This is a genomic window from Sandaracinus amylolyticus, assembly GCF_000737325.1.
Taxonomy (GTDB): Bacteria; Myxococcota_A; Polyangia; order Polyangiales; family Sandaracinaceae; genus Sandaracinus; species Sandaracinus amylolyticus.
The window spans coordinates 2,216,462-2,229,596 of sequence record NZ_CP011125.1 but is presented as its reverse complement, the minus strand read 5'-3'; the positions used below and the strand labels follow the sequence as shown (position 1 = coordinate 2,229,596).

The 13,135-nt window shown below is 68.4% G+C and carries 5 protein-coding genes; all 5 read right to left on the bottom strand.

Features of this window, described 5'->3' with window-relative positions:
• Positions 1-53: 53 nt before the first annotated feature.
• Positions 54-1,427 (bottom strand): pyruvate dehydrogenase complex dihydrolipoamide acetyltransferase, encoded by a 1,374-nt coding sequence (locus tag DB32_RS09360; RefSeq protein WP_053232074.1) that lies wholly within the window; start codon positions 1,425-1,427, stop codon positions 54-56.
• Positions 1,428-1,439: 12 nt separating this feature from the next.
• On the bottom strand, positions 1,440-2,426 hold the full coding sequence (locus DB32_RS09355; RefSeq protein ID WP_053232073.1) for a pyruvate dehydrogenase complex E1 component subunit beta: 987 nt from the start codon (positions 2,424-2,426) through the stop codon (positions 1,440-1,442).
• Positions 2,426-3,457, bottom strand: a complete 1,032-nt coding sequence (gene pdhA / locus DB32_RS09350) for a pyruvate dehydrogenase (acetyl-transferring) E1 component subunit alpha (RefSeq protein ID WP_053232072.1) — start codon at positions 3,455-3,457, stop codon at positions 2,426-2,428. The genes DB32_RS09355 and pdhA overlap by 1 nt, the downstream gene beginning before the upstream one ends.
• A gap of 328 nt (positions 3,458-3,785) precedes the next feature.
• Positions 3,786-8,537 carry a hypothetical protein gene (locus DB32_RS09345; protein WP_053232071.1) on the bottom strand — a complete coding sequence of 1,584 codons (4,752 nt, stop codon included), beginning with the start codon at positions 8,535-8,537 and terminating at the stop codon, positions 3,786-3,788.
• 10 nt (positions 8,538-8,547) lie between these two features.
• The gene (locus DB32_RS09340) at positions 8,548-13,029 is read right to left on the bottom strand and encodes a zinc metalloprotease (protein WP_157068891.1); all 4,482 of its coding nucleotides are present in this window, start codon (positions 13,027-13,029) and stop codon (positions 8,548-8,550) included.
• Positions 13,030-13,135: the final 106 nt, after the last annotated feature.

The following is a 13,135-nucleotide window of genomic DNA, read 5'->3' as shown; positions in this document are numbered from 1 at the left end:
GCGCGAGCGTACTGCATCACCGCGCGCGCAGTGGCGACTGCGCGCGCCGCGGATCACATGAGCATCGTGATCGGCGCCTCGAGGATCTTCTTCAGCGCCGCGAGCCACTCCGCGCCGACCGCGCCGTCCACCACGCGGTGATCGCACGACATCGTCATGCGCATCCGCCGACCCGGCACGACCGCGCCGTTCTTCACGACCGGCTCCTCGCGCACCACACCGACCGCGAGGATCGCGCCCTCGGGCGGATTGATCACCGCAGAGAAGTCCTCGATGCCGAACATGCCGAGGTTCGAGATCGAGAACGTCCCGCCCTGCATCTCCTCGGGCTTCAGCTTCTTGTCGCGCGCCTTCTTCGCGAGCTCGCGCACCTCGCGCCCGATCTCGACGATGCCCTTCCGGTCCGCGTCGCGCACCACCGGCGTGAGCAGCCCGTCGGGCACCGCGACCGCGACCGAGATGTCGACGACCTGGTGCTGCAGGATCTTGTCGCCCGCGAACGATCGATTCACCGCCGGCACGCGACGCAGCGCGATCGCGCACGCCTTGATCAGCAGATCGTTGACCGAGACCTTCTCGCCACTCTTCTCGAGCTCGGCGTTCATCCGCGCACGCGCGTCGTTGATCGGATCCGCGTCGACGTCGATCGTCAGATAGAAGTGGGGGACGTTCTGCTTCGACTCGACGAGCCGGCGCGCGATCGTCTTGCGCATCTGCGTCAGCGGCTGCTCCGCGGGCGGATGACGCTCGAAGCTCGTCTGCAGCGGCACGAACACGTGCGCAGCCGGAGCCTTCGCCTCCGCGGCCGGCGCCGGCTTCGGGCGCGAGAGCACCTCGTCGACGTCGCGCTTGATGATGCGCCCGCCCGGTCCGGTGCCGCGCACGCTGCGCAGATCCACGTCGTGCTCGCGCGCGAGCGCACGGACGAGCGGCGACGCGCGCACGCGTCCGTCGTGCCCGTTCGTGACCTGCGCGCCGTTCTGCACGACCGGCGGCGGCGCGGTCGGCGCCTGCTCGGGCGGCGTCGAAGGACGCGCCGTGCTCGCGGGCGTGTTCGGCGACGGCGTGAGCGCGCCCGGCGCGACCGGCGCGCTGTGCGGCTGCTCGGGCTTCGGCGCATCGGGCATCGAGGGCGCTGCCGCGGCCGCACCGCTCTTCACCTGCGCGAGCAGCGCGGTGATGTCCTCGCCCGCGTTGCCGAAGATCGCGACCGGCTGCTCCGGCTTGAGCGTCGCGCCCTCGGGCGCGAGCACCTTCAGCAGCACACCCTTGTCGAACGAGCGCCACTCCATCGTGGCCTTGTCGGTCTCGATCTCCGCCACGAGATCGTCGATGCCGATCGCGTCGCCTTCCTTCTTGGCCCAGCGCGCGAGCGTGCCCTCCTCCATCGTCGGAGAGAGCTTCGGGAGCCCGATGATCTTCGCCATCTCTCGCCTCGCTCAGTCCTTGTAGAGGACCTGACGGATCGCCTTCTCGATGCGATCCGGTCCGACGATCACCTTGTTCTCGAGGTGCAGCGCGTAAGGCATGGGCACGTCGAGGTTCGTCGCACGCAGGATCGGCGCGTCGAGGTAGTCGAACGCGTCGCGCGTCACACGATCGACGATCTCCGCGCCCGGTCCGCCGTAGGGCCAGTGCTCGTGCACCACGACGCAGCGGTTCGTCTTCTTCACGCTCTGCACGATCGTGTCGGTGTCGAGCGGGCGCAGCGTGCGCGGGTCGATCACCTCGAGCTCGATGCCCTCGCCCGAGAGCCGATTCGCGACCTCGAGCACCGTGTAGAACGGGCGCCCCCACGTCACGACCGTCACGTGCCGGCCCTCGCGCACCACGCGCGCCTGGCCGAGCGGGATGATCTCGTCCTCGCCCGCGTCGGGCACGTCGCCCTTCACGTTGTAGAGCGTCTCGCCCTCGAGGAACACGACCGGGTTGTCGTCGCGGATGCTCGTCTTGAGCAGCCCCTTCGCGTCCCGCGGCGTCGACGGGTACACGACCGCGAGCCCCGGCACGTTGCAGTAGAACGGCTCGACCGCGTGCGAGTGCTGCGCGCCCACCTGACGCGCCGACGCGTTGGGCCCGCGGAACACGATGGGCACCGGGTACTGGCCCGCGCTCATCTGGTACATCTTCGCCGCGTTGTTGACGATCTGGTCGAACGCGACGAACGAGAAGTTCCACGTCATGAACTCGATGACCGGGCGCAGCCCCGTCATCGCCGCGCCGACACCGACGCCCGCGAACCCCGCCTCGGCGATCGGCGTGTCGATCACGCGCTCCGCGCCGAACTGATCGAGCAGGCCGCGCGTGACCTTGTACGCGCCCTGATAGTGACCGACCTCTTCGCCCATGATGAAGACGCGAGGATCGCGCTCCATCTCCTCGGCCATCGCTTCCTTGAGCGCGTCGCGATAGGTGATCTCGCGCATCACGCGCCTCCTCCCTCGCGCGGCGCGTCGCCGCTCGTCGTCTTGGCCAAGACGTAGTCGAGCATCGACGACTCCTTCGCGGGCTCGCTCTCGTCCGCGAACTTCACCGCGTCGGCGACCTCTTCCTCGACCTGCGCCTCGATGCGCGCGACGTCGTCCTCGCTCGCGCCCGCCTCGAGCAGGCGCTGCCGCGCGATGCGCACGGGGTCGCCCTTGCGCTTGCGCTCCTCGACCTCTTCGCTCGTGCGGTACTTGCCGGGATCCGACATCGAGTGACCGCGGAAGCGATAGGTGAGGATCTCGACGAGCGTCGGGCCCTCGCCGTCACGGGCGCGCGCGACCGCCTTCGCGATGCGATCGCGCACCTCGATCACGTCCTGCCCCTCGAAGCGATCGCGCGCCATGCCGTAGCCCGGCGCTTTGTCGGTGATGTCCTTCGCGGGCAGCGTGCGCTCGAGGGGCGTGCCCATCGAGTACATGTTGTTCTCGCAGACGAACACGACGGGCAGCTTCCAGAGCCCCGCGAGCGAGAGCCCCTCGTGGAAGCCGCCGATGTTCGTCGCGCCCTCGCCGAAGAAGCAGAGGACGACCTCGTCGTTCTTCAGGTACTTGCACCGGAAGCCGACGCCGGCGGCGAGCGAGCAGTGACCGCCGACGATGCCGTGGCCGCCGAGGAAGCGGTTCGGTCCGTCGAACATGTGCATCGAGCCGCCGAGGCCGCGCGCGCACCCGGTGTCCTTGCCGAAGAGCTCGGCCATCACACCGCGCGCGCTGGTCCCGCGCGTCAGCGCGAAGCCGTGGTCGCGGTAGGTCGTGATGATCCAGTCGGTCTTGCGGATCGCCGCCTCGACGCCGACCGCGATCGCCTCCTGCCCGATGTAGAGATGCAGGAAGCCACCGATCTTGCCCTGCACGTAGGCCCGCGCTGCTTCCTCCTCGAGGCGCCGGATCAGCTGCATCGAGTGGAACATCCGCGCGAGCTCGTCGCGCGGCGCGGGAGCCTCGGCGGGCTGCGTAGCCAGAGAGCCCATCGTTCCTCCAAAGGGGCGCGGAGCCTAGCACGAAAAGAAGGACGCCACGCCACCGCGGCGATCCGTCGATCGCCTTGTTTTTCCTTTGACGCAGAGCGTCACTCTGCGTCGAGGCACCATTTCGTCCTGCAGCAGTTCAAGGCCGCGGGCCAGGGTCGCACGAGACCACGGACCACGAGAAGACACCGCCCGAGCACGGACCGCAGAACGACGTAGGCCCCGACCGCTCACGCGATCGGGGCCTACATGATGTGGAGCGACTCGCGCTCGATCGGCTCTGCCGGACTCTGCGTCAGATCACAGGATCACCTGCGACCCGACGAGAGCATCAGAGCCAGCTCGTGATGCCGAAGATGCGCTGGACCTCGATGAGCGTCTCGAGGAAGGACTCGTTGCGCTCGAGCTCGCGCTGACGGTTGCGGAGCTCGCGCTCCTGCTCCGGCGTGCGCGTCGCGAGCGCCTCGAGCTCCTCGATGCGCTGCTGGTTGCGCGTCATCTCGAGAAGCAGCGCGAAGCCGAGCTGCTCCTCCTCGAGGTTGTACTCGATGCGCGGGCGGACCTTCACCGCGACGTACGAGACGTGCAGGCGGTTCGACTCGTACACGATGTAGTCGGCCTCGAGCGGGTCGGTGCAGAGCGCGTGGCCCGCGTCGATCGCCGTGCCGAACGCGCACGTCGCGTCGCCGTCGGGCTGCGTGTCGGGGATGTCGAAGCCGTCGGCGTTGCCGAGCTTGAACACCGCGAGACGCTGCTCCCACGACGAGTCGTAGAAGACCGGGAACTCGGAGAGCGCGAACGCGGCCGCGTAGAAGCGGAGCACGTCGTTGCTGGTGCCACCGAGCGCGCTGCCCGGGAACACTTCCGTGTTCGGTCCACGGCACGGCACCAGCGCGCCGGTGCCCGCCTCACGGCAGTTCGCGCGGTACCAGTTGACGTACTCGAGGGTCGCCTCGCCGTCGTCCACCGTCACGCGCGGCGCGTACCAGTGCGGGTCGTCGATCACGTAGCCGCCGAACAGCTCCGTCATCTCGACCGGGAACAGGTCGTAGAAGTTGATGAAGTAGCGCTCGTCGATCGTGAACGAGAGGCCCCAGTCACGGATCGTCAGCGCGCGCAGCGCGATGAGCTTGTCGAAGAACGTGCCCGCGCGCTCGAGGCGCCAGAAGCCCTGGAGGCCCTCCTGGTACGCCGACCACGTGTGGAAGCCCTGACCCGCCTCGAGCGTGAACTCGGAGCCGGCCATTCCGGGGGTCTCGCCCATGTGGACGTAGGTGTCGGTCGTCGCGTCGTAGTCGTACGACCCGACGTCCGGCAGCTGCGCGAGGTACGAGAGGAAGTTCATCGAGTCGACCGACGCCATGAACTGGTCGTCGAACCCGAGCGGGCCTGCATCGCTGCCGAAGCCGGTCTCGTAGTAGTACCGGAAGAGCAGGTGCTGGTAGATCTTCGCCGCGTCGGGGATCCAGCGGGTCGCACGCGAGCCCGCGTAGAACGGACGGCGGAAGCGGCGGAAGTACGCGGTGGGATAGCTCGACTCCCACGCGGTGCGCATGTTCGCGGTCACCTCGAGGAACGACTCACCCGCGTCGAACGTGCTGCACCACGAGATGTCGTTGAGGCGCGAGTTCGAGCAGAAGAGGTAGTTCACCGGGTAGTAGTCGAGCGGCGCCGAAGGCGGCCGGTACGCGGCGCCGGCGACGTAGTCGACCATGTCCTCGTCGAAGTTCGAGCAGATGCAGTGGCGCGCCGCCTCGGGGTCGGCGAGGTCACCGCAGGGCACGGGGATCGACGAGTAGCGGGGGTTCGAGACGCAGCGCTGGGTGACCGCCTGGCCGGGCGCGAGGCCCGACGAGCCGGCCGCCATCGGGCACTGCGCGTCGACGCGGCACTGATCACCACCGCGGTACCACGTCCACAGCTCGCGGCCGTTGACGTCGGAGCGCAGCAGGTCGTCGCGCGAGGTGCCCGGCTCTTCGTGGCGCGGGTCGCCCTCGAACGACTCGATCATGTTGAAGTAGTTGAAGTACACCGCGCCGCGGTCGTAGAACCCGATGCCCATCGAGTCCGACTCGTCGCCGGGGTAGTCCATCGTGGACGACGTGGTGTAGTTGCCGAGACCGCGCTCCTGGCGCTGGCTGCGGATGTTCTGGAACTCCTGCAGCCAGACGTTCGTCTCGACGTCGGTGAGGACGCCGTTGCGGTCCGCGTCGAACTCGGTCATCAGCGGGAGCGCGCACGAGCGGCGAGCGCCCGAGAGGTCCTCGCAGTCGTCCGACATCTCGACGTTGAAGTACGCCGGGTTGTAGTGATCGCGATCGAGCGTCGCGCCGAAGTTGTGCTCGAGGCCGAGGCCGTGACCGAGCTCGTGCTGCATGACCGCGCGGTGGAACGCCTGCGCCCAGCGGATGCGTGCCGTCGGCAGCGCGACACCGTCGAACGCGTTCGCCCAGTAGCGGCCGTACTGGCTGATGAGCTGGTACTCGTTCTCGAACAGCATGCAGGTCCCCGACTCGCCGAGGAGCTGCTCGCGACGGCGCTCCGCCATCACGTCGCCGAGGAACGCGTCGCGCGCGGGCGATGCGCGATCACGCACCGCGTCCGCGAACTGCGCGGGGCTCGACATGCCGTAGCGCGAGACGAGCTCCTGCTCGACCGAGGTCGGCGTGCGTCCGGTCGCGAGGCGGCTCGTCGCCTGGAGCTCCGCGGGGCGCGTCGGCTGGAAGGTTTCCATCGCGACGCCGTCGGTGAAGCGACGCTCGAGACCGCTGCCCGCGATGTTCTGCAGGCGCTCGCTCAGGAGCTGCGCGCGAGCCTCGCGACCGTGGAGCCGCTCGACGCGCGCCGCGTGCGTCTCGATCACGTCCTCGAAGTGCGCGTGCAGATCGGTCGGGAGCGAAGGACGCGGGCCACCGCCCACGTCGCTGCCCGCCGCCGCGCCGGGCGCGAGCCCGACCGGCGAGCGCACGCGGCCGAGACGCTCGAAGTACTGACGGATCTCCTCGCCCTCGAAGAGCGGATCCGCCGGCTGCTCGCCGCGGAGGATCGGCCAGATGTTGATCGCGACCTGCGACGTGCTGTCGAGGCACAGGCCGCCCATGTTGACCGGCGAGATGATCGCCTCACCGGTGAGCGGATCCTGGTTCGGCTGCATGACGCCGCACCAGCCCGCGCCCGCGCCGCTGACGTAGTTGAAGAACTGGTAGCGGAGGTCGCCGAGCTGCTGACACGCCGCGCCGGGGTTGCGGTCGCAGTCGTTGACGTCGAGGACGAGCATGCACTCCGAGCCGCGGAACCGGTACTCGTACGCGTCGACGACCTCGTTGCCGTCGCTGTCCACGTCGTAGTCCGCGAAGTCCGTCGGGCTCGCGAGATCCGCCGGGCCCTCGATCCAGCAGTCGAACGGGTTCTCTTCGTTGCGCTCCTCGGGGCGCACGAAGTAGTTCGACACGTGCGCGCAGTCCATCGTGTCGCGGTCCACCTCGGGCGAGAGGAACCCGTCACGGCCGTAGCAGTACTGCGTCGGATCCGCGCTCTGCATCGCGACGCGCGCGCCGGTCGGCGGCGGCGGGACGGTGACGCCGCCGATGTTGCGGCCCTCGCGCTGCTCGCGATTGCCGCGCATGAACGCGTCGTTCCACTGCGCGACGAGCTCGAACGCGCTGCGCGTCAGGTACGTCGGGTAGTCCGCCGAGAGCGTGTAGTGGACCGCGCGGACGGGGCGCTCGTGGAGCGGCACGGTGCAGCGACGCGCGTGCTGATCGCACACCGAGCCGCCGTTCGCGCCGGTGCCGCCGTCGTAACGACCGCTGCACTGCCAGTCCGCGATGCACTCCTGATCACGGAGCGAGTCCGAATAGAAGTTGTGACGAAGGCGGTAATAGGTGAGGAAGTCGGTCTCACCGAGCTCGTTCGTCAGACCGCCGACGCACACGTGCTGCGTCGTGTCGCAGACGACCTCGCACTCGATGCCGAACTCGGGGTCGCAGCCGGGATCGCAGTCGAGGTTCGTGTCGCAGCGACGGCCGATCGTCGAGCGATCCTCACCGCCGCGCGTGTACGTGCGCGACTCGGTGCGGATGATGCCGAAGCGGTCGTACTCGCTGTTCGCGAGGGTCTCCGTCGCGTACTCGTGGTTCGGCGGGATGCGGAGGAACGCGTCGCGCACCGTGATGCGGATCGACGTCTCGCAGAGCGCGTCGACGCACTGGAGCGGAGTCCAGAGCTCCTGCGTGACGAACGACATGTAGTGGACCGCGTCGCGCTGGTCGGCCGGCCACTCGTCGAGGAAGCGATAGCAGGCGCCCTCGCTCTCGCCGCTCGGGTCGCACGCGGTCTCGTCGCCGAGGCGCACGAACTGCGGCGCCCACTCCGCCGGGAGATCGCAGCGCGCGTCGGGGTTCTCGGGATCCGCGCAGAGACCCTCGTCGAGCACACCGAGCGGCACCGACTCGCGGCGGAACGTGCCGAAGAGCTGGTCGATCTCGAGGCTGGCGCCGAAGAGGCCCCAGGTGACGAGGTTCTGCGACCAGTCGACGCGCACGAAGCGGCGGTCGTACCAGCGACGATCGGTGTTCTCGCTCACCACGTTGCCGGGCTCGCCGGTGACGGGGTTGAAGTCCTGCCGAACGTCGAAGTGACCGGAGATGCGATACGCCGCGAGCGGCTGACCGCGGAACTCGGGGTCACGCGCGTCCGCCGACGAGCCCTGCACGATCTCGCTCGAGCGATACGCGAACAGGAAGTTCTCGTCGACGACCCAGCGGATGCGGCCGACGACGCCCGACTGCGACGCGATGTCGAAGTTGGCAGTCGCGCCCGGCCACGGAGCGCCCGCGCCGGCGGCGCCGATCGCCCACGACTCGCTGTCCGAGAGGTCGACGACGGTGTGGGTGAACCACCACTCGCCCTCGAACACGCTCTTGTCGATCAGGTTGGTCTGCACGCGGTCGATCCGCGGGCCCGGCTCGCAGCCGGACACCGCGACCGCCACGAGCGCGGCGAGCAGCGCGAGAGGGCGGAGCTTGCTGGTGATCATGGTCGTCGCCTCGGAGGTCCGGAGGTTCTTCGGGTGCATGCTCATCGCTCGCTCCTCAGATCTCCGGCCGGGTGTACGTGAACGGGAACTGGATTCCGAACTCGCGCTCGAGCTGGATGAGGTAGCCGAAGAACGACTCCAGCTGGACCACGCGACCGTCGAGGCGCTCGACCTCGTCGTTGATGCGCGTGGAGTCGGGGCGTCCGTCGCCGAGGCGCGGGATGGTGTAACCGAGCGCCGCGAGGCGCGTGCGGTCTGCCGCCGGGATGTTCGTCTCGTCGTTCGGCGTGCCGCCGAAGTCGCCGCGGAACTGACGCAGGCAGCGCAGGATGAACGCCGAGTCACGCGCCTCTCGAACCATCGAGAACGCGATCGACTCCTGGTCGATCAGACCACCCTCTTCCGGCGTGAGCTGCCACGCGAGGTAGCTCTTGCCGAAGCGAGTGCTGGTGTAGCGGACGTAGTCGACGCCCTCGGTGCCCTCCGGAGCGTTGCAGTCGCCCTGGCCCTCGACACACAGGAACAGCTGCGTCTGGAACGCCGTGTCGTAATAGACCGGGAACTCCGAGAGACCGAAGATGGTCGCGTACGACTGGAGGAGGAAGTTGTCGCCACCGTTCATCACGAACATCCGCTCTGCGGGGTTCGGACGATAGGTGATGTCCGCGGGGTGCGGGCGGCAGGTCGTCGACCCGGGGGTCGTGCAGTCGCCGCGATAGAAGTCCATGTAGAGGGTGCGCGGATTGCGGCACTGCGGGAACGAGCTCGATGCGTCGCAGATGACGCGCGGCATGTACTCGCCCGGCTGGTCCGCGATCATTCCCGTGAAGATCTGGTTAATCTCGTTCGGGAAGAGGTCGTACATGTTCGTGTAGAACACGAGATCGGGACCGTAGAAGGGCGACAGACCACGCAGAGTCAGCATCTGCATCGTGATGATCTTGTCGTAGAGCGATCCGATTCGCTCGATGCGGTTGATGCCCGTCAGACCCGCCTGATAGACGGAGCCGAAGAAGCGGCCCTGTCCGAGTCGGATCTGGAGCTGGCCAGTCGGCGAGTCGGGGTTCGAGTTGAACCGCTCGTACCACTGGTAACCGGAGTTCCACTGGTACGCGCCGATGCCCGGCGAGCCGAGGATGCGCGCGAAGAAGTTCAGCGTGTCCGCCGTCGCGAGGAACTGATCGTAGAAGCCCCACGCGCCTTCCTGGTCGCGGAACTCCGGATCGTTCTGGTAGCGATACAGCAGGTTCTGCTCGATGTTGAGCAGCGGGAAGAGGTACCGCGTGAGGCCGTTGATGTAGCCGTTGATCGAGAACGTGCGGCGGTACCGGCGGAACGCCGAGAAGATGTAGTTGCGCTCGTACGACTCCATCGCGTTCCGCACGATCTCGCGGAACGAGTCACCCTCGTCGAAGAGGTTGCACCACGGGAGCGTGCGGGTGTTCGCGCGGATGTCGTCGCAGTAGCGGAACGTCACCGGCACGAAGTCGGGCGTGCCGCTCAGCGTCTCGCTGAACTCCGCGACGTCCGAGTCGAAGTTCGAGCAGATGCCGCCGCCGGCCGACGTCGGGTTCGCGACGCAGGTCTGCGTCAGGCCCGTCGTCATGTTGGTCTCGAGCAGCTCGGCCGCGCGCGCGCCGCCGACCGCGTACGGGCAGTCGGCGTCCGCGTCGCAGCTCTCGCCGCCGCGGTACCACTTGATGCCGACGCGCTGGAAGCCCTCGGCGATCGTCCCGTTGGCGCGCACGCCGGCCGGGTTGATCTGCTCGAGCGGGAGCCGCGACGTGCGGTTGTCGTAGATGTCGACGATGTCGCCGTAGCCGAAGCGGATGGCCATGCGGTCGTAGTGGCCCGCGCCCTGGATGCGCTCGTACCACTGCGCCGTGTAGTCCATCACCGACGCGTTCATCCACGTGTCGATGCCGGCGAGCTCGCGGAGACGGCGCGCCTCGGCGTAATCCGTCTCGAACTCCGTGACTTCCGCCGGGCTCAGACCGGGCGTGCCGTCCGTGTCGTACGTCGCCGGGCTCGGCAGCGGGAAGCGACGATTGATGAGGTAGTAGTCGTCTTCGTAGTTCTGGCTGTCCGCCGTACCACCGAAGTCGTGGAGCAGGCCGAGACAGTGGCCCATCTCGTGGACCTGCGTGTCGCGATAGAGGCGGCGATTGAGCTCGAACTCCACGCGTGCGCGCGGCCAGCTACGGTGCTGCATCACGAACCACATCACCGAGTGATCCGTGAACTCGGTCGACATGTGGAACGCGTTCAGACCGCTGCGGACGTTGAAGTCCGCGTAGTGGTCGAGGTGCTCGCTCACGTCGTGGCGGAAGGGCGACGCCTGCTCGAGCACCGCCTCGTTGAGCTCGGCGCCGGTCATCGTCGAGGGCACGTTGGTGAGGCCCGCGAAGACGAGCGCGTCCTCGCCCGACACGAGACGACGCTCGATGTCGGTGCCCGCGAGCTGACGCACGCGCGAGTCGCTGAAGAGCTGCGCGCGGCCCTCGGGGCCCTGCAGCCGCTCGGCGCGCATCATCGCGCGGTCCATCACGTTGTGGATCTCGCCGCGCACGGCGGGATCCGCACCGACGCCACCCTCGAGCGCGACGCTGAAGTCGATGCGCGGCGGGGCCGGCAGATCGACGCGGTTCGCGGCCTCGAGGAACGCGCGGATGTCCTCGCCGGTGAAGAACTCCTGATCGGTCGAGCGGCCGTTGATCAGGTCGTAGGTCTGCATCGCGCGCGTGCGCTGCGACTGCATCGCAGGACCGCCGATGTTCGCGTCGCCGGTGAAGACCTCACCGGTGATCGGGTCGCCGCGCAGCTGCGCGACGCCGAGGAACGGCGTGCCCGGCTGATCGACGTAGCTCAGGAACTTGAAGCGGATGTCGCCGCGCTCCTGGCAGGTGATCGTCTCGTCCGCTTCCTCGGCCGCCGCCAGGCTCGCCTGGTTGCAGCTGTTGATGCGCAGGACGTTGACGCACTCGCTGCCTTCCATGCGCGCGCCGAACCAGCCGTTGAACGAGCCGTCGCTCAGGCGCTCCGCGACGCCACGATCCGCCATGTTCGGCTCGGCGCCCTCGGGCACCACGACGTGGCAGTCGAACGGCTCGCCCGAGGCGAGGCGACCGCGCGCCTGATCCGGCGTCTCGAAGGGATCGTACTGACCCGCGCAGGTCGGATTGAGCGCGTCCGCCGCCGTGCACCCGGTGCCGTCGGGGAACTCCTCGGGGTCGCACTGGCAGTAGCAGTACCCGCTCGGATCGTCGCTCTGACACGCAGTGCGCTGATAGACCGGGAGCGCCTGGCCACGCAGCTGGCGCACGGTGCCCATCAGCACTTCGTTCCACTCGCCGATCGTCTCGAACGCGGGCTCGACGAGGTGCGCGGGCAGCTCGGGCGTCGTGTACCAGACGATCTGGCGGACGTCGCGCTCGGCGTACGGCACCGCCGTGCGCGTGCCGTCGTCGCTCTCCGTGTACCAGTTGCGCCAGATGTTGTGGCGGTTGGTGCCGCGGTTCGAGAAGTCGGTCTGGCCCCACGTCGGGTCGTCGGCGGTGCGGCTCGCGTCGTAGGTGACGCGATCGAGGCGGAAGAAGCCGGCGCGCGCGTGGCGCTCGTCGGTCCACTCGACGGGCTCGTACTGACGCGTGTCGCTCACGCGCAGGAAGCTCGTGCGCACCGCGACGAGCACCGAGGCGCACTCGGGGAGGCCCGCGCTCGCTTCGCCGCAGTACGGCTGAGTGCCGAACCCGGGGATGAAGATGTTGCCCGGAGAGACGATCTCCTGGGTCACGAAGCTGAAGCTGTAGAGATCGCCCGGCTGGTAGTCACCCGCCCAGTCGCGATCCTCCGCGGCGCACGACTCCGACGCATCGTCGATGCCGGCGCACGACATGAAGTGGAACTGCGGGCGCCAGCTCTCGGGGAACTGCGACTCGTCCTGGACGACCAGCTGCGCAGGCTCGCGGCGCGTCTGGCCGAAGATCTCGCTGAGCTCGTGGCTCGTGCCGAAGTACGACGTGAGCAGGTTGCGCGACCAGTCGACGCGCATGAACCGGCGCTCCCACCAGCGACGGTCCGTCGTGTTCTCGACGAGGACGTTCAGCTCCTCGCCGGTGACCGTGTTGTAGTCGCGACGGATGTCGAAGTGGCTGAGGATCCGGAACGCCGCGACCGGCGCGCCGAGGTGATCCGGGTTCGGCTCCGACTCGCCCCACGGATCTTCGGGATCGCCGACGATCTCGTAGTCGCGATAGGCGTAGAGCGTCTCCTCGTCGATGACCCAGCGGATGCGCGGGAGCGCGAACCCCATGAAGCCCGCGGTGCCGTCGCGCGCGATCTCGCCCATGAACCCGAGACCCGCGGCCTCGTAGTCCATGTCGATCGTCGTGCGCGCCATGTACCACGAGCCCGTGAACGCGCTCTTCTCGACCACGTTCACGCCGACGCGATTGACCGGAGGCTGCTCGTTGCCGCAGCCACCGATGCTCGCGCCCACGAGCAAGCCCAACGCGACCCACATCCCGAGACGCTTCATCGTCCCAGCCTCCAGCCCCGCAGGAGCGCTCTCCGCGCGGGGTTCCGTCGTGCGATCCGAGTTCGAAAGACAGGCGCGCGACGAGCGCGCGTGATCGTGTCCGTGC